Origin of the sequence: Pseudomonas sp. fls2-241-TYG-175 (genome assembly GCF_030209155.1) — a bacterium.
Taxonomy (GTDB): domain Bacteria; phylum Pseudomonadota; class Gammaproteobacteria; order Pseudomonadales; family Pseudomonadaceae; genus Aquipseudomonas; species Aquipseudomonas viridiflava.
The window spans coordinates 87,597-104,560 of record NZ_JARVSO010000013.1 but is presented as its reverse complement, the minus strand read 5'-3'; the positions used below and the strand labels follow the sequence as shown (position 1 = coordinate 104,560).

14 protein-coding genes are annotated in these 16,964 nt (G+C 61.0%); 7 read left to right on the top strand and 7 right to left on the bottom strand.

Features of this window, described 5'->3' with window-relative positions:
* Nucleotides 1–100: 100 nt before the first annotated feature.
* Genes QRN20_RS10890 through cbiE form a run of 3 tightly spaced genes read right to left on the bottom strand, consistent with a single transcriptional unit; the run spans nt 101 to nt 3,128 of the window.
* Nucleotides 101–817 (bottom strand): cobalt-precorrin-6A reductase, encoded by a 717-nt coding sequence (locus QRN20_RS10890; protein ID WP_122517479.1) that lies wholly within the window; start codon nt 815–817, stop codon nt 101–103.
* A complete protein-coding gene (locus QRN20_RS10885; protein WP_122605509.1) occupies nt 814–1,926 on the bottom strand; it encodes a cobalt-precorrin-5B (C(1))-methyltransferase in 1,113 nt (370 codons plus the stop codon). Before QRN20_RS10885 ends, QRN20_RS10890 begins: the two co-directional genes overlap by 4 nt.
* Nucleotides 1,926–3,128, bottom strand: a complete 1,203-nt coding sequence (gene cbiE / locus QRN20_RS10880) for a precorrin-6y C5,15-methyltransferase (decarboxylating) subunit CbiE (RefSeq protein ID WP_122581937.1) — start codon at nt 3,126–3,128, stop codon at nt 1,926–1,928. Before cbiE ends, QRN20_RS10885 begins: the two co-directional genes overlap by 1 nt.
* Before the next feature lie 135 nt (nt 3,129–3,263).
* On the opposite strand from cbiE, the gene cobG reads away from it, so the two are divergent.
* The 7 genes from cobG (at nt 3,264) to QRN20_RS10845 (ending at nt 10,245) form a co-directional block, all read left to right on the top strand.
* Complete coding sequence (gene cobG / locus QRN20_RS10875; RefSeq protein ID WP_122605511.1) at nt 3,264–4,604, top strand: precorrin-3B synthase; 1,341 nt, start codon at nt 3,264–3,266, stop codon at nt 4,602–4,604.
* A complete protein-coding gene (locus QRN20_RS10870; protein WP_122414898.1) occupies nt 4,601–5,227 on the top strand; it encodes a precorrin-8X methylmutase in 627 nt (208 codons plus the stop codon). Before cobG ends, QRN20_RS10870 begins: the two co-directional genes overlap by 4 nt.
* Nucleotides 5,227–5,958 carry a precorrin-2 C(20)-methyltransferase gene (locus QRN20_RS10865; RefSeq protein ID WP_004885798.1) on the top strand — a complete coding sequence of 244 codons (732 nt, stop codon included), beginning with the start codon at nt 5,227–5,229 and terminating at the stop codon, nt 5,956–5,958. The genes QRN20_RS10870 and QRN20_RS10865 overlap by 1 nt, the downstream gene beginning before the upstream one ends.
* Nucleotides 5,958–7,652, top strand: a complete 1,695-nt coding sequence (gene cobJ / locus QRN20_RS10860; RefSeq protein ID WP_088234503.1) for a precorrin-3B C(17)-methyltransferase — start codon at nt 5,958–5,960, stop codon at nt 7,650–7,652. The genes QRN20_RS10865 and cobJ overlap by 1 nt, the downstream gene beginning before the upstream one ends.
* Nucleotides 7,653–8,046: 394 nt before the next feature.
* Nucleotides 8,047–8,847 (top strand): hypothetical protein, encoded by an 801-nt coding sequence (locus QRN20_RS10855; RefSeq protein ID WP_029244016.1) that lies wholly within the window; start codon nt 8,047–8,049, stop codon nt 8,845–8,847.
* 65 nt (nt 8,848–8,912) lie between these two features.
* Nucleotides 8,913–9,611, top strand: a complete 699-nt coding sequence (locus QRN20_RS10850; RefSeq protein WP_029244015.1) for a hypothetical protein — start codon at nt 8,913–8,915, stop codon at nt 9,609–9,611.
* A complete protein-coding gene (locus QRN20_RS10845) occupies nt 9,604–10,245 on the top strand; it encodes a hypothetical protein (RefSeq protein ID WP_029244014.1) in 642 nt (213 codons plus the stop codon). Before QRN20_RS10850 ends, QRN20_RS10845 begins: the two co-directional genes overlap by 8 nt.
* 5 nt (nt 10,246–10,250) lie before the next feature.
* Here the strand turns inward: QRN20_RS10845 and tspR are convergent, their stop codons facing one another.
* The 4 genes from tspR to purH form a co-directional block, all read right to left on the bottom strand.
* A complete protein-coding gene (gene tspR / locus QRN20_RS10840; protein WP_029244013.1) occupies nt 10,251–10,847 on the bottom strand; it encodes a type III secretion system genes modulator TspR in 597 nt (198 codons plus the stop codon).
* Nucleotides 10,848–10,919: 72 nt separating this feature from the next.
* Nucleotides 10,920–13,709, bottom strand: a complete 2,790-nt coding sequence (retS, locus tag QRN20_RS10835) for a hybrid sensor histidine kinase/response regulator RetS (protein WP_122418137.1) — start codon at nt 13,707–13,709, stop codon at nt 10,920–10,922.
* Between the two features lie 88 nt (nt 13,710–13,797).
* Entirely contained in the window at nt 13,798–15,093 is a 1,296-nt protein-coding gene (gene purD, locus QRN20_RS10830; RefSeq protein WP_029244011.1) for a phosphoribosylamine--glycine ligase, read from the bottom strand.
* Nucleotides 15,094–15,294: 201 nt separating this feature from the next.
* Nucleotides 15,295–16,899 carry a bifunctional phosphoribosylaminoimidazolecarboxamide formyltransferase/IMP cyclohydrolase gene (purH, locus tag QRN20_RS10825; RefSeq protein ID WP_122429223.1) on the bottom strand — a complete coding sequence of 535 codons (1,605 nt, stop codon included), beginning with the start codon at nt 16,897–16,899 and terminating at the stop codon, nt 15,295–15,297.
* Nucleotides 16,900–16,964: the final 65 nt, after the last annotated feature.

Genomic DNA, 16,964 nt, shown 5'->3' with positions numbered 1-16,964 from the left:
GTGCTCCTTGGGAAGGGTGTTGCAATGTGCCGGGAATGATCGGACAGGGTAGGGCGTGTGTCCAATAGAACTCTGCTATGGCCGTATTGGCGCAACCCTGTCATGACCCAAGCGCTTGCAACACCTCGTCCACGCTCCACAGCACCCGATCCACTGCCGGCAATTCGGGCCGCTTCAGGATCAGTACCGGCAAGCCGCGTTCGCGCGCGATGTCGAGCTTGGGTTCGGTGGAGCCGCTGCCGCTGTTCTTGCTGATCAGTACATCGATCCGGCGTTGCTCGAACAGCTGTCGTTCGTCCTCCAGATGGAAGGGGCCGCGCGCGCCGATGACGTCGCAGCGCTCGTTACCGGGGTAGCTGTCCAGTGCGCGAAGGGTCCAGAACTGATGCTCGGGGATTTCTTCCAGATGCTGCAGCGGCTCGCGACCCAGGGTGAAGAAGGGGCGTTCGAACGGCGCCAGCGCCGCGACCAGTTCCGGCCAGTCAGCCACTTCCCGCCAGTCATCGCCGGGGCCTGCTGTCCAGGCGGTGCGGCGCAAGGCCCAGCAGGGAATGCCCGCGCTCTTCGCCGCGAGCGCAGCGTTGTGGCTGATTTGTGCTGCGTAAGGGTGTGTGGCGTCCAGCAAAAGGTCGACGTTCTGCTCGCGAATGTACTGCGCCATGCCTTCGGCGCCGCCATAACCACCGACTTTCAGTTGGCACTTCAGATCGGTCGGCACCCGTCCGACGCCCGCCAGACTGTAAATATGCTCTGGCCCCAGCGTTCGGGCGATGGCCAGGGCTTCGGTAATGCCACCCAACAACAGAATGCGTTTCATACGGTTTCTCCACGTGACGCAACGCCCGCCTGCCCGACGATCCCGCCCTGGCGGTCAATGGCAAACACCTCGACCTGCACGCTGGCGGGCACTACGTTTCGGGCGAAATTCAGGGCGTGCTGGCAGACGGCGTCACCCAGCGGCACACCGACCGCAGCACTCATCGCCAGGGCCTGCTGACTCGTGTTGGCGTCGCGTATCTGCTGTTGCAAGGCAGCATCGGCCCCGACATCTGCCGCCCAACGTGCAAGCTGTGGCAGGTCGATGCTGGAATGACGGCTGTGCAGGTCCATGTGCCCGGCGGCGAGTTTGCTGATCTTGCCGAAGCCGCCGCACAGGCTGAGTCGAGTCACAGGCACCTTGCGCAGATGCTTGAGTACTGCGCCGACGAAGTCGCCCATTTCGATCAGGGCGATGTCTGGAATGTTGTAGACCCGGCGCATCGTGTCTTCGCTGGCGTTGCCGGTGCAGGCGGCGATGTGCACGTAGCCGTTGGTGAACGCCACATCGATGCCTTGATGAATCGAGGCGATATAGGCCGCGCAGGAAAACGGCCGGACAATGCCGCTGGTGCCCAGAATCGACAACCCGCCGAGAATCCCCAGGCGCGGGTTCATGGTCTTGAGCGCCAGTGCTTCACCACCCTCGACCCCGATCGTGACCTCGAATCCCCCTTCATAGCTCAGCGATTCGGCCAGATGCATCAGATGCTCGGTCATCATGCGACGTGGCACAGGATTGATGGCGGGCTCACCAACGCCCAGCACCAGACCGGGGCGGGTCACCGTGCCCACGCCTGCGCCCGCGATGAAGCGCACGCCGGGCTCGGATTCGAGTTTGACACGGGCGAATACCAGCGCGCCGTGTGTGACATCAGGATCGTCGCCTGCATCCTTCAGCGTGCCCGCCTCGGCGTAGTCATCCACGCAGCGGCAGAACTCCAGGCGCATCTGCACCTGCTTGCCCTTGGGCAGCACGATCTCCACCGCATCGTTCACCTGTCCGCTGAGCAGCAACCTGGCCGCAGCGAGGCTGGTCGCAGTCGCGCAGCTCCCCGTGGTCAGGCCGCTGCGCAGCGGTGCGGGTTGTTCGGCGGTCTCGTCGCGCATCAGGGCTTGACCACATCCAGCAGGGTGATCGGCAGGGCCTGACGCCAGGTATCGAACTCGCCCAGTGGTTGGGCGTGGGCGACGTGGATGCGGGTCAGTTCGCCGCCGTAACGCTCGCGCCAGGCCATCAGTGCTGTTTCGCTTTGCAGCGTGACCGCATTGGCGACCAGCCTGCCGCCAGAACGCAGCTGCTCCCAGCAGGCGTCCAGCACGCCGGTACGGGTCACGCCACCGCCGATGAAGATTGCGTCCGGCCGTTCAAGACCGCTCAGGGCCTGAGGCGCCTTGCCGCGCACCAGTTGCAGGCCGGGCACGCCGAGTGCATCGCGATTGAACTCGATCAGTTGCTGGCGTCCTTCGTCAGCCTCGATGGCCAGCGTGCGACAGGTCGGGTGGGCACGCATCCACTCGATGCCTATCGAACCGCAACCTGCGCCGACATCCCACAGCAACTCGCCCGGCACCGGGGCCAGACGCGCCAGTGTGATTGCCCTGACGTCACGCTTGGTCAGCTGGCCGTCATGCTCGAACGCGCTGTCCGGCAAGCCTGCCAGCGTCGTCAGGCGCGTGGCGCTGGCATCGGCGCGGCAGTCGATGGCGACCAGATTCAACGCCGCAATGTCAGGGTTGCCCCATTCGCCGGCCAGTCCGTCGACACGTCGTTCGGCGTCGCCGCCCAGGTGCTCCAGCACGGTCATGTAACTGGGGCCGAAACCGCGCTCACGCAACAGACCGGCAATGATCGCCGGGCTGCTGCCGTCGTTGCTCAATACCAGCAGGCGCACGCCGTGATGAATGTGTGCGTTGAGCGCGGCGACCGGGCGGGCAACCACCGACAGCGTGACGACCTCCTGCAACGGCCAGCCCAGCCGCGCTGCGGCCAGTGAATAGGAAGAGGGGGCTGGCAGGACGCGCATCTCATCGATGGCGACGACACGACTCAGGCTGGCGCCAACGCCGAACAGCATCGGATCACCGCTGGCCAGCACGCAGACTTCGGCGCCGCGCTGTTCCAGAACGGGATTGAGCGAAAAAGGACTCGGCCATGTACGACGTTCCGCGCGGATGCAGGGCGGCAGCAAGGCCAGCTGACGTGGCCCGCCGAACACCTGATCGGCGTGCAGCAGAGCATGCCGGGCGTTCCTGCCCAGGCCTTTGTAACCGTCCTCTCCGATTCCCACGACTGTCAGCCAAGGCGACATGCACACCCCTCAATCCGAACTTCCGACAGAGCGCCTTTTCATGCCTGCGGACAAAGCAGGCATAATACCGCGCCCGACGGGGTACAAGTGCTCTAATCCACGTACGGCTCCAGCCGGTTCCTGCCAGGTGATCCCTTGAACGAGCAGAAGTACGCTCGCACATCCAGCGCAACGCTACGCCCCTCGGCCTGTCCGGGGTTGCTGCGTATCGTCCCGGCGCTGGACGGTGGCATCTGCCGGATCAAACTGCCCGGCGGGGTGCTGCTGGCCGCGCAGGCGCGGGCTGTGGCTCACGCGGCGCGGACTTATGCACAGGGCGTGATCGAAGCCACCAACCGCTCCAACCTGCAGATTCGTGGCGTAGGCGATGACCACGATGGGCTGATCCGTGTCCTGATGGACGCAGGTCTCGGCCCGGACAATCCCGACAGCGACGATGTGCGCAACCTGATGCTCAGCCCGGTGGCCGGCCTGGATGCGCAGAGCCTGTTCGATGCCCGGCCGCTGGCAGCGCAGATTCTCGCGGCGCTGGAAACGCATCCGCGCTTCCACGAGCTGTCGCCCAAGTTCGCGATTTCGCTGGACGCTGGCGAAGCGCTGGTGATGCTGGAGCATCCTCATGACCTGTGGCTTTCGGCGCTGAAGCATGGCGACCAGGTGATGCTGGCGTTCGGTCTGGCAGGCTGTCCGGCTCGTGACAAGCCTCTGGCTGCAGTGCCTCTGGTCCACGGTCAGGCACTGGTCGTGGCGTTGCTGGAGCTGTTTCTCGATCTGGCGCGCCCGGAGCACACCCGCATGCGCCATCTGCTGGCCGAGGTATCGACCGACGAAATCCTCAGTCGGCTTTCGGCGCGTTTGAACGTCGCCTTGTGCGTCGAGCCCGGGATTACGGACTGGCAACGTCCTGCCATCCAGCCAGATCGCCATATCGGGATTTATCCACAGGCCGATGCAGGCTTGGTCGCGGTGGGCGCTGCCGTACCGCTGGGACGTCTCGATGCCGGGATGCTCTCGGCTGTCGCTCAACTGGCCACGGAGCAGGGCGACGGCTCTTTGCGTCTGACGCCCTGGCAAAGCCTGATGCTGCCCAACGTTCCGGTCGAACGAGGGCCGGATGTGCTCGATGCGTTGCAGGCTGCCGGCCTGATCGGCTCGGTCGAGGAGCCGCTGGCGCACATTGTTGCCTGCACCGGCTCTGCCGGGTGCGCCAAGGGACTGGCCGACACCAAGGCTGACGCCCGATTGCTGGCCGCCAGCTTGCATGAAAGCCAGGCGGTGCACCTCACGGGTTGCCGACGTTCCTGCGCGGCGGCGCATGTGGCACCCGTGACCCTGCTGGCCGTCTCGCCCGGCCGCTATGACCTTTATTTTCGCGACGCAGCCCATGCCGGTTTCGGTGTGCTGCGCGCGCGTGACCTCACTATTGAAGCAGTCGGTGCGTTGTTGAACGCCGACTCACGGAGCAGCACTGCATGATTGATTACATCCGCGATGGTCAGGAGATTTATCGCAACTCCTTCTCGATCATTCGCGCTGAAGCGCGCCTGGACACGATCCCTGCCGACCTGGAAAAACTCGCCGTGCGCGTGATCCACGCCTGCGGAATGGTCGAAGTCATCGAAGACCTGCGCTTCTCGCCGGGCGCAGGCAAGGCCGGGCGTGAAGCGCTGGCGGCGGGCGCACCGATCCTGTGTGATGCGCGCATGGTGTCCGAGGGCATCACCCGCACGCGTTTGCCGGCCAATAACGAAATCATCTGCACGCTGCACGACGAAGGCGTACGCGAGATGGCGCTGGAATTGGGCAACACCCGTTCCGCCGTGGCGCTGGAACTGTGGCGTCCGTACCTGGAAGGCAGTGTGGTGGTGATCGGTAACGCACCGACGGCGCTGTTCTATCTGCTGGAAATGCTCGATGCGGGTGCGCCGAAGCCTGCGCTGATCCTCGGTTTCCCGGTTGGTTTCGTTGGCGCCGCCGAGTCCAAGGCCATGCTCGCCGCTGACAGCCGTGGCGTGCCGTTCGTGATCATGCAGGGCCGTCGTGGCGGCAGCGCCATGGCCGTGGCCGCCGTCAACGCACTGGCCACGGAGATCGAATGATGCAGGCACGCGGTCGATTGATTGGCCTGGGTGTCGGCCCCGGCGACCCGGAACTGATTACCGTGAAGGCCCTACGCCTGCTGCGCGAGTCGCCAGTGGTCGCGTATTTCGTGGCCAAGGGCAAGAAAGGCAACGCGTTCGGCATTATTGAGGCGCACCTTCAGGAGGTGCAGACGCTGATGCCGCTGGTCTACCCGGTCACCACCGAAGCGCTGCCCGCGCCGCTGTCGTACGAAAAAGTCATCAGTGATTTCTATGACGAGTCGAGCCAACAGGTCGCTGCACATCTGGATGCCGGCCGGGACGTGGCGGTAATCTGCGAAGGCGACCCGTTCTTCTATGGCTCCTACATGTATCTGCACGACCGTCTGGCCGAGCGTTACGAGGCTGAGGTGATTCCGGGCGTCTGCTCGATGCTGGGCGGCGCTTCGGTGCTGGGTGCGCCGTTGGTGTACCGCAATCAGAGCCTGTCGGTGCTGTCTGGCGTGCTCTCCCATGAAGACCTGAAACGCAAGCTCGCCGATGCCGACGCGGCGGTGATCATGAAGCTGGGTCGCAACTTCCATAAGGTGCGAGAAGTGCTGACCGAACTGGGCATGCACGAACGTGCGCTTTACGTCGAGCGGGCCACCATGGCCAATCAGAAGATCGTGCCGCTGGATCAGGTCGATCCGATGTCCTCGCCCTATTTCTCGTTGATCATTGTTCCCGGCGACAGGTGGCAAGGCTGATGGCGCACAACATTCCGGCCATCGTCATTCTCGGCAACGGCAGCCTTGCGACCGCACGGCGTATCCAGCGTCTGTATCCCGATGCAGTGATTCACGGTCTGGCTGAACGAGTACAGGGCGCTGATAGCACCTACACCGAATTCGGCGCCACCGTGCGTCAGCTGTATCAGCAGAACACCCCGATCATTGCGCTGTGCGCGGCGGGCATCGTGATTCGTACACTGGCCTCGCTGTTGCTGGAGAAGGGCGTCGAGCCGCCAGTGCTGGCCGTGGCCGAAGACGGTAGCGCGGTGGTGCCGCTGCTCGGCGGGCTGGGCGGCGTCAACGTCATGGCCCGCACGATTGCCGCAGGCCTCGCGGTCAATCCGGCGATCACCACCAGTGGCGAACTGCGATTCGGCACCTGCCTGCTCAATCCGCCGAGTGGCTATGCGTTGGGCGACCTGGAACTGGGCAAGCGCTTCGTGTCCGATCTGCTGTCCGGCGAACAGGTGCGTATCGAAGGTGACGCGCCTTGGCTGGCTCAGGCGCAACTGCCTGAAGATCCGCAGGCAGAATTGTCGATCCACATTGGCTCCGGTCTGCGTGAACTGTCGGCCAACGAACTGCTGATCTATCCGCGCAACGTGCTGGTGGCGGTGGACGATTGCTCGCCTGAACTGGCGTCTCGGGTTCGTCAGGCCCTGCGTGATGCCCGCATTGCCGAACAGTCTCTGGCCTGCCTGCTGGCGGGTGAGCACCACATGGCCAATGCGCTGCTGCATCAGGCTGCCGCAGAGCTGGACGTGCCGGTGCGTTTTGCCGCTGCGGGCTCGCCCAGTGAGATGGCGATGAGTGCGGTCCCGCAATTACTGCCACCTGTGAGCACTTCGGGCCTGGCTATCTCGGTCGCGGCTCAGCCGCTGGACGTCAGCCGCATCGGTCGTGGCCGTGGGCGTCTTGCTGTGATCGGCCTGGGGCCGGGCGCTGCTGATCTGATGGTGCCCGCAGTCAAGGCCGAACTGGCGCGGGCCAATGACGTACTGGGTTACGAAACCTACGTGCGCATGGCCGGACCGTTTCGTGCGGATCAGGTGTTGCACTGCACCGATAATCGCGAGGAGATGATGCGGGCACGCCATGCGTTCGAGCTGGCGGCACAAGGTCGCTCGGTGGTGGTGGTGTCGTCGGGCGATCCCGGTGTGTTCGCCATGGCCTCGGCCGTGCTTGAAGCGCTGCACGAGTCAGACAATCCGCAGTGGCATGCTGTCGAGCTGGAAATCCTGCCCGGCGTCTCGGCCTCGCTGGCCACCGCAGCCCAGGCCGGTGCGCCATTGGGGCATGACTTCTGCGTACTCTCGCTGTCGGACAACCTCAAGCCGTGGGACGTCATCGAAAAGCGTCTGGACCTGGCCTCTCAGGCGGACCTTGCGCTGGCGTTCTACAACCCGATTTCCCGCTCGCGGCCCTGGCAACTGGGCCGGGCACTGGAGATCGTGCGTCAGCACCGCACACCCGAGACGCCGGTCACGCTGGGCCGAGACATTGGCCGTCCGGGTCAGACCCTGCGCATCATTACGCTGGGCGAGTTGACGCCCGAGCAGGTGGACATGCGCACTATGGTTCTGGTGGGCTCGTCTCTGACCTGCGTCTTCGCGCGTCCCGACGGAAGTCAGTGGGTCTATACACCGCGCTGGTATGGAAAAAAGCCTTAGCCTCCACTGCTCAATACGTCTCATGTACAAACCTCATCAACCATTGAAAAGCCGAGGCTTCTTTTGTTGGTGAGGATTTGTAGGAGAATACTTGCGTGGTTTGAGGAGCATTCCCTAAAAGAAGTGGGCTTTATCAACGAGGCTTGTTGTTTTTTCTTTCCGTATCCGCAGTAGCGTTACTGTGCTTCGAAGGCATATATAAATGGCAGCGAAGGAAACTTATAAGTGTCCCGTGTCCATGCTGTTTCGGTCATTCAGTGGCTCAATGGGCTGGGTCCTGGTTTGAGTGCGAGGCAGGCCAAGTGCCAAGGTTGTGGGGTTTCGGTTTCGTCGATAGTTTTAATGAGAGGCCAAAAACGGCCCGTCTGAAACTCATTAATGCAAGGAATGCAAAATGATTTACGAAGAAACCCCATCGTTCCCGACGGATAAAGAAGCAGATACTTACTTTGAGGCGTTGCCGGCGCTGACGCAGGCTGATCATGTGATTGTGCCTCAGGCAATGGCCCTGTCGAGCAGCGTTGGTATGAGCGATGTTAATGATCCTGTTGGGCAGATAAATAAAGAATCGCCTGCGATCATCGCGTTTGCTGACGGCGTCAGTGCAGAGAATCGCGAGGCTGTCATGTTGTCCGTCGCCTTCGCCGAAACAGTTGCGCACAGCAAGTCGGATATCAGCAGTGATCCCATCAAGTGGTTAGAGGAATACTCCACTGCCATGCGTTACGGCGGATGGCTCACGCTCGGTGGGCATGAGTACGGTGAGTACACTACCCACGATCAGTCGCTGACCATGGATTCAGTGGTGCTTGAGCTGATCGGCGCAATTGCAGGCCCCAACAAGGCAACGCTCATTCAGTTGCTGAGTCTGACTCTGGATAAACTGCAGAAGAACGAACCGCTCATGAAGCTGTTCGAGCACAATAGTAAAAAGGGCAACACCTCGACGTTCCGCATCATGCCTTGCCTGGAGTCTGCCAGCGGCATTCCGGTGACCTATCTGCTGTCCATGCATTGCGACTACATGAGTGATTCGGGAGGCGCACTGTTTTGGAAATGGTCGGTTTCACGTCTTAAAATCAGGCGTCTGGTAAAAGGCCTGAACTTCGACAAGGCTTCGCATGAGCGTTACAAACCAAAAATCCTCAAGTATCTGGACCGGGATGCGGATGATTTCTTCGACGGACTGAACTAACGGTTGGGCTGGAGGTTGCTTTGCAGCAACCTCCATTCATTTAAGTGAGTGCAAGGATGCACGCGATGAATATTAAATATGAAAGGTTTGTGCTGGCCGGTCAGTTGCTGTCAGTGAACAGTGCGCTGTCTTTAAAGAGTCTGAGCGACACCAGCGACGCCCTGCTGTTTTGTCAACTGTACGCTGATCTCAAGACCCAAAAATTTGATGCGCCCTTCACTTGGTATTCCCTGCATGAGAAAGCGATGCAGGAGTTGAAGTGGGCCTCCTCATACTATCAGCGGCGTGCATTCGAGCCTGCGGACGATGCAGCTATTTCTTTTGAATGGCTGATCAAGCAGGGCACCTCAAGCCATCCAGAGACACAGGGGCACTTCAAGGAGTTACTGCGTTGTATAGCCATTCTGGCGCCTACTGATCATTGCTCAACCCTGTTCCAGCGGTTTACCGTGAAGGTGCGCGTCGAAAAGCCCGGGCATTCGACCTTTACCCTGCAGCTCAGTGCTCTGGATGGAGTGGCCACACTGACGTCATTATTCATGACATTCACGACGACAGCTGAAGCAGAGCCTGATGTGTACCGGCAGGTATTTTCTCCTGACAAAATTGTGGGCGAGATTGATCTGCGGTTTTCCACGCACAACTGGGACGTCAGTGGATATCAGAGTGTGCGTAAAAAGGTCCAGAGTTTTCTGGTCGGCAAAAAAGACGGTTTGATACTGCCTCTACTTTGTACGCCTGCATTGGATGAAGGAGATGAGTAACGCGCAGGCTCCGCTCCTGATGACTGGACATAGTCTGGTGTCCTTTTTTGCTGACGCATCGGAGCAAGAGACGAATGATATCCTTGATTGCCTGAATTACTCGGAAATCAGAGCAGGCCGTAAATTTGATCGTCAGCAAGACTGGTCCAAATGGATAAACCGGTATCAGGCAGGCCTATATCAGAACGGCTTCAGCCTGAGTGGCGCATTGAATAAAGAAACATTTCTAATTAACAAGCCTCGTGATTTGCTTGTTGCGACGCGAGACGTCATTCGCGGATCCGGCCATGCGGAGCTGGCGAGTCTGGCCAGCGAAGCGCTGGGAAAACTCCTGAGCAGCCATCAGATGAAGGCTTTTTTCGAGGATTGGTTCAGTACCAGTCGAGGCGAAAGCTTGCAGATTGTACCTTGCCGACAGTCAACGGCTGGCGCTGTCGATGTGCTTGTATGTGGCATTCATATGCAGACAGAATCAACAGGCGGTTCATGGTTTACCCGGCCCACGTCTACCCTGAACATTCGTATCGACGGTGGCGCCTATCGTTACTCTGCGGACAGTTACGAGCCCTTTCGTGAAAAGGTCGTCGATAATCTGGATCGCTACACACGTATCTACTTCGAGAACCTGGCCTGAGTCAGTCAGGTAATCAGATAACCCCGGACACCGGTAAAGATAATCTGCGCGGCCAGCGCACAGACGAAAAGCCCCATCAGCCGACTGACGATCTGCAGGCCCTGATCGCCGAGGATCCGCTCGATACGGTTGGAGAGGTAAAGCACCACACCGACTGTGAGACTGGCCAGCGCAATGCTCAGAATGGCGGTGAGCTTGTCATCCCAATGTGGCTGGCTCACGCCCATGACCAGCAGGGCGCCGATTGTACCGGGGCCGACGGTGATCGGGATGGTCAGGGGGACGATGGTCACGTCTTGCTGGATGTTGTCGGTCTGGATTGCGGACTTGCCCTGAGCCATGCCCAGCGCCGAGATGAACAGGACGCTGCCGGCGCCGATCCGGAATGCATCGACCGTGATGCCGAACACATCGAAAATCACCCGCCCGAACAGGTACAGCAGGACGCTTGAAACCAGCGTTGCCAGCGCGACTTTCCAGGCCAGGCGCTTCTGTTCCTTGCGCGAATGGCCACGGGTCAGGCTGATAAAGCAGGACAGGACGAAGAACGGGCTGTAAAGCACCAGCATCTTCAGGTAAACGCTGGACAACACATGGAGCATGGCATGGGCTCTTGGCAGCAGGGGGCGGGCGAGAGCAGTCTATCAGGCAGCGCGCTGCCTGACCTGACGTTGTCAGTTCTGCTGGTAGAGTTCGCCAGCCGATGTCAGGCCGCGAACCTTGTCGCGTTGCGCCACCCAGTGCTCGACCAGTTCACGCAACTGAGACAGTTCGATAGGCTTGGCCATGTGGCCGTCCATGCCAGCCTGACGTGCACGATCCTTGTGTTCGGTAAGGATGTGCGCGGTCAGGGCCACGACCGGCGTGCGTACGCGCTGATTGCCGACTTCCCAGGCGCGTAACTGCTCGGTGGCCGAGAACCCGTCGAGGATCGGCATTTCGCAGTCCATCAGCACCAGATCGTAGCGCTGCGCTTTCATGGCGCGGAGGGCTTCCTCGCCATTGCTGGCGGTATCGGGATGCAGGTTGAGCTTGCCCAGCATGCCGCGGATCACCTTGGTCGAGATGTTGTTGTCTTCAGCCACCAGAATGCGGAAATCGCTTGGCACACGAACCGGCATGTTCAGCACCGGCGCCGGATTGATCGGTGTGACGCCCTTGTTCAACTGGGTCAGTTCATCAGCCAGCGTGGTCTTGAGCGTGTAGCCTGCCACGGGCTTGGCCAGAATGCGTTTGATGCCCGCGTTACGGGCGATGATCTTGCTTGGCGCATTGCTGATGCCTGTCAGCATAATCAGCAGAATGTCGTGGTTGAGGCTCGGGTCTTCCTTGATCTTGGCCGACAGTTGCATACCCGTCATGCCCGGCATGTTCTGATCCAGCAGCACCACGTCGAAATAGTCCCGCAAGTGCGCCTTGGTGCGCAGCAGGGCCAGCGCTTCCTTGCCGGAGGCCACGGCACTCACGTTCAGGCCCCAGGCGCTGCATTGCTGCACCAGCACCTTGCGGCAGGTGTCATTGTCGTCGACCACCAGCACGCGGGCATCCTTCAGCGGACTGTCCAGATCGATGGTGGGCTGTTCCAGCAGCTTGGCGTCCAGCGGCAGCGTCAGCCACAGGGTATTGCCCGGCGTGCCGCTGTTCTGAATGCCGAATTCGCCATCCATCAGCACGATCAGTTGCCGTGCGATCACCAGCCCGAGGTGGCCACCCAGCTTGCTGCTGGCCAGGAAATTCTTGCTGTGCAGTTCCGCATGCAACAACGCGTCACGCTCTTCATCCGACAGCGACTCACCGGTGTCCTGCACGGAGATGCGCAGACGCGGCGTGCCGGACTTTGCGCTGTCCAGCGCAACGGCCAGCAGGATTTCGCCTTCTTCGGTTTTCTTCAGTGCGTTTTCCAGCAGGCTCAACAGTGTCTGGCGCAGTCGGGTCGGGTCACCGCCGATCACGCGAGGCACCTGCGGCTGAATCAGGCTGATGAGTTCGACCTGCTGTTGCTCGGCCTTGGCGCGGAAGATGTTCAGACAGTCCTCGACCAGTGCGCTGATGTCGAACTGCACGTCGTCCAGCTCGATCTGCCCCGATTCAAGCTTGGTGATGTCGAGAATTTCGTTGATCAGCGTGAGCAGTTCGTTGCCTGCGCTGTGAATGGTCTGCACGTAATCGCGTTGCTTGACCGACAGCGGTGTGCCCAGCAGCAGTTCGGTCATGCCCAGCACGCCATTCATCGGGGTGCGGATTTCATGACTGATCTTGGCCAGGAATTCGGCCTTGGCGTTGATTTCGGCCGTGCTGGCGGCCTGATCGCGGCTGATGCTGAATCGGTCCTCGGTGATGCTGCGCTGGCGCTCGCTGAGGGCGATGCTCATCAACAGCCCGCTGATGCAGAACACGCACAGCAGGGCGAGGATCAGCCACTGTGGCGGCACCAGACTCAGCCACAGCAGGCCGGGCAGCACGATCATGTAGCCGATGTTGAAGGTGATCATGCCCAGCACGAACAGACGCGCCGAGCGGTAGCCTTTCTGCCAGTGCCACACCGAGACCGCGAGGATGCTCAGTGTGGTCATGGAAACCAGTACGAACGTCAGGATGTTGATGGGCAGGTCATCGTCGAGCATCACAAGCAGCGCACCGATGCCCATGAGCACGGCATTGCCCAGCAGCAGACGATCCAGCACTTTCACGTTGCGATGCACAAAGAAGCAGTAGGTGTAGATCAGTCCGGCAATGGCGGCCATCAGCAAGGCGAGATGGGCGCCGGGAGTCTGTGCGATGTTCCAGGACTCGAGTGGGCTGAGCAGGTTGAGCAGCAGCAGGGCGCTCAGTGCCAGCAAGGCCTCACAGGCCGCCAGCCACAGGTTGCTGCGCGAACGTGAGTGTCCGTAGCGGGTCAGGTTCTGAACAATGAGCATGGCCAGTGCACCGAACAGCAGGCCGAACAGAAACGGCTCGGTTTCGTCGGCCGCGCTTTCGATGGCGGGCTCCAGCGTGATGCTGGGGCGCATTTGCTGGGTTGAAACCAGCCTGAGGTAGATGTCCAGCGGGACGCTGCTCTGCGGTACGGTCAGCAGAAAGTCGTTGGATGGCAGTCGCTGATCCTGCCTGGGTACTTCATTGCCTGTGCGCATGTAATCGACCAGACGATCTCCGTCCATGACGTACATGTCGGCGGTGGCAAGGTCGGGTGCGAAAATACGCAGCAGTTGCTCGTGCTGTGTCGGATGCTGTCGATAGTGCAGCCAGACAGCACTGTGTCTGCCCGCTGCAGTGACGCGTTCGAGTTCGACAGGGCTGAACTGATTCTGATAGCGCGCCGAACGGATTTCCTCCAGGTCCAGGCTTGCCTTTTCGTCGAGCAACGTTGACCAGCCCGATCCATGTTCGGCTTGAGCCGAGAGCATGAAGAGCAAGGTCATCAACCCGACGGTTGAGGCTATGGCAATCCTGAGCCAGCGCACAATGAAATCCCTTCGTGAGTGAATACCTGGTAAAACTGCGCAGCGCCGGGAACACCGGCCAGCCTCCGAAAAGGGCTGGCCTGGTCTTTTATTCCTGGCTCTCACCACGCTCACGGGCAATGGCCCGGTAGCCAATGTCCTTGCGATAGAAACAACCTTCCCAATCAATCTTTGCCGCCAGCGCGTAGGCGTTCTGCTGAGCGGTGCCCACGCTGTCGCCCAGGGCTGTCGCACACAGTACACGACCACCGCTGGTCACGACACGGCCATCCTGCAGAGCGGTGCCCGCGTGGAAAACCTTGCCATTGAGTTTAGCGGCTTCATCCAGCCCGTTGATGAAATCGCCCTTGGCGTAGTCGGCAGGGTAGCCGCCTGCTGCCAGAACGATCCCCAGGCTCGGGCGTGGATCCCATTGCGCTTCGATCTTGTCCAGCGCCTGTGCCAGGGCGGCCTCGACCAGCAGGACCAGACTCGATTGCAGTCGCAGCATGACCGGCTGCGTTTCCGGATCGCCGAAACGGCAGTTGAATTCGATCACCTTGGGGTTGCCAGCCTTGTCGATCATCAGGCCAGCATAGAGGAAGCCCGTGTAAACGTTGCCTTCCTCTGCCATGCCCCGGACGGTCGGCCAGATGACCAGGTCCATGACCCGCTGATGAACCTCGGCGGTCACCACCGGGGCAGGGGAGTAGGCACCCATGCCGCCGGTGTTCGGGCCGCTGTCGCCATCGCCGACACGCTTGTGATCCTGACTGGTGGCCATGGGCAGAACGTTCTTGCCGTCGACCATGACGATGAAGCTGGCTTCTTCGCCATCGAGGAATTCTTCGATCACGACGCGCGAGCCTGCGTCACCAAAGGCATTGCCTGCCAGCATGTCGCGTACGGCGTCTTCGGCTTCGGTCAGGGTCATTGCAACGATGACGCCCTTGCCGGCCGCCAGGCCGTCGGCCTTGATGACGATCGGTGCGCCTTTTTCGCGCAGGTAGGCCAGCGCAGGCTCGATTTCGGTGAAGTTCTGGTAATCGGCGGTCGGGATCTTGTGGCGTGCCAGGAAGTCCTTGGTGAACGCCTTGGAACCTTCAAGCTGGGCTGCACCGGCAGTCGGGCCGAAGCAATCCAGGCCGCGGCTGCGGAACAGGTCCACGACGCCAGCGACCAGCGGCACTTCCGGGCCGACGATGGTCAGCGAGACGTTCTTCTCGGCGAAGTCAGCCAGTTGCTCCAGCGCCAGCACGTCGATTGCAACGTTTTCGCACTTGGCTTCGATGGCCGTGCCTGCGTTGCCCGGCGCAACGAATACTTTCTCTACACGTGGATCCTGCGCGACTTTCCATGCCAGGGCGTGTTCACGACCGCCACTGCCGATAATCAAAACATTCATGTCAAAAACCTCGATGACGCTGATTCTGGGAGGTAACGCGGCAGTTCATCGTCAGATGACCCCGCGGTACGAGGTCGCAATGACGTAGGTGTATGCAAGGCGGATGGGGCTTCGCTGAGCGGAGTTGCCTCCTGGCAATGAGCATCAGCGGAGCCCCATCCAACGCAGCAGACGCCTGCGGCAGTGCGGCCGTTTCCTGAGTTAGTGGCGGAAGTGGCGCATACCGGTGAAAACCATCGCAATACCGGCTTCGTCTGCCGCGGCGATGACTTCATTGTCACGCATCGAACCGCCCGGCTGGATGACAGCGGTGATGCCGACCTTGGCCGCGTTGTCGATGCCGTCACGGAACGGGAAGAATGCGTCGGAAGCCATGACTGCGCCCTGAACCTGCAAACCGGCGTGCTCGGCCTTGATGGCGGCGATGCGTGCCGAGTTCACGCGGCTCATCTGGCCTGCGCCGACGCCGATGGTCTGGCGGTTCTTGGCGTAGACAATGGCGTTGGACTTCACGTACTTGGCGACTTTCCAGGCGAAGATCAGGTCGTGGATTTCCTGCTCGGTCGGGGCGCGCTTGGTAACGACCTTGAGGTCGTCGGCCGTGATCATGCCGATGTCACGGCTCTGCACCAGCAGACCGCCGTTGACGCGCTTGTAGTCCCACGCAGGGGTGCGCTCGCTCCACTGGCCGCAGGTCAGCAGGCGCACATTGGCTTTGCTGGCCACGATGGCCTGCGCTTCGGCGCTGACGCTCGGGGCAATGATCACTTCGACGAACTGACGCTCGACGATGGCTTTGGCCGTCTCGGCATCCAGCTCACGGTTGAACGCAATGATGCCGCCAAAGGCCGACTCGGTGTCTGTCGCGTAGGCCAGCTCGTAGGCCTGGCGGATACCGCCTTCCTCGTCCGGGCAGACCGAGACGCCGCACGGGTTGGCGTGCTTGACGATCACACAGGCAGGTTTGACGAAGCTCTTCACGCATTCCAGCGCGGCATCGGTGTCGGCCACGTTGTTGAACGACAGCTCCTTGCCTTGCAGCTGGGTGGCGGTCGCGATGCCGACTTCGGCAGGTTTGGCTTCAACGTAGAACGCCGCGCTCTGGTGCGGGTTCTCGCCGTAGCGCATTTCCTGTGCCTTGACGAACTGGGTGTTGAAGGTGCGGGGGAACTGGCTGCGGCCTTCGGTGCTCAGGGTCTGTGCCGTCTGATCGACACTGCCCAGGTAGTTGGCAATCATGCCGTCGTAGGCGGCGGTGTGTTCGAACGCCTTGAGCATCAGGTCGAAACGCTGGGCATAGGTCAGGCCGCCAGCCTTGAGGCTTTCCAGCACCTGGCCGTAGTCGCTCGCGTTGACGACGATGGCGACGTCCTTGTGGTTCTTGGCGGCGGAACGGACCATGGTCGGGCCACCGATGTCGATGTTTTCAATCGCGGTCGGCAGGTCGCAGCCCGGCTTGGAGACGGTGGCTTCGAACGGATAGAGATTGACGGCAACCAGGTCGATCGGATTGATACCGTGCTCGTTCATGATTGCATCGTCGATGCCGCGACGACCCAGAATGCCGCCGTGGATCTTGGGGTGCAGGGTCTTGACCCGGCCATCCATCATTTCGGCGAAGCCTGTGTAGTCGGCCACTTCCACTGCCGCAACGCCATTGTCCTTGAGCAGCTTGAACGTGCCGCCAGTGGACAGGATCTCGACGCCCAGCGCTTCAAGCTCGCGGGCGAATTCGAGGATTCCGGTCTTGTCGGATACGCTGATCAAAGCGCGGCGGATCGGCAGGCGGGTAGTCTGGTCGGTCATCTCGATTTCCATCAAAAGCAAAAGAAGTCAGCAAAAAAAGGCGACCGCTGTCAGGTGGGTCGCCT

Excerpts from the sequence above, each read along its gene's own strand:
- QRN20_RS10890 (WP_122517479.1), bottom strand. The coding sequence starts at position 817 with ATGAAACGCATTCTGTTGTTGGGTGGCATTACCGAAGCCCTGGCCATC.
- QRN20_RS10885 (WP_122605509.1), bottom strand. The coding sequence starts at position 1,926 with ATGCGCGACGAGACCGCCGAACAACCCGCACCGCTGCGCAGCGGCCTG.
- cbiE (WP_122581937.1), bottom strand. The coding sequence starts at position 3,128 with ATGTCGCCTTGGCTGACAGTCGTGGGAATCGGAGAGGACGGTTACAAA.
- QRN20_RS10870 (WP_122414898.1), top strand. The coding sequence starts at position 4,601 with ATGATTGATTACATCCGCGATGGTCAGGAGATTTATCGCAACTCCTTC.
- QRN20_RS10865 (WP_004885798.1), top strand. The coding sequence starts at position 5,227 with ATGCAGGCACGCGGTCGATTGATTGGCCTGGGTGTCGGCCCCGGCGAC.
- cobJ (WP_088234503.1), top strand. The coding sequence starts at position 5,958 with ATGGCGCACAACATTCCGGCCATCGTCATTCTCGGCAACGGCAGCCTT.
- QRN20_RS10855 (WP_029244016.1), top strand. The coding sequence starts at position 8,047 with ATGATTTACGAAGAAACCCCATCGTTCCCGACGGATAAAGAAGCAGAT.
- QRN20_RS10850 (WP_029244015.1), top strand. The coding sequence starts at position 8,913 with ATGAATATTAAATATGAAAGGTTTGTGCTGGCCGGTCAGTTGCTGTCA.
- QRN20_RS10845 (WP_029244014.1), top strand. The coding sequence starts at position 9,604 with ATGAGTAACGCGCAGGCTCCGCTCCTGATGACTGGACATAGTCTGGTG.
- tspR (WP_029244013.1), bottom strand. The coding sequence starts at position 10,847 with ATGCTCCATGTGTTGTCCAGCGTTTACCTGAAGATGCTGGTGCTTTAC.
- purD (WP_029244011.1), bottom strand. The coding sequence starts at position 15,093 with ATGAATGTTTTGATTATCGGCAGTGGCGGTCGTGAACACGCCCTGGCA.
- purH (WP_122429223.1), bottom strand. The coding sequence starts at position 16,899 with ATGACCGACCAGACTACCCGCCTGCCGATCCGCCGCGCTTTGATCAGC.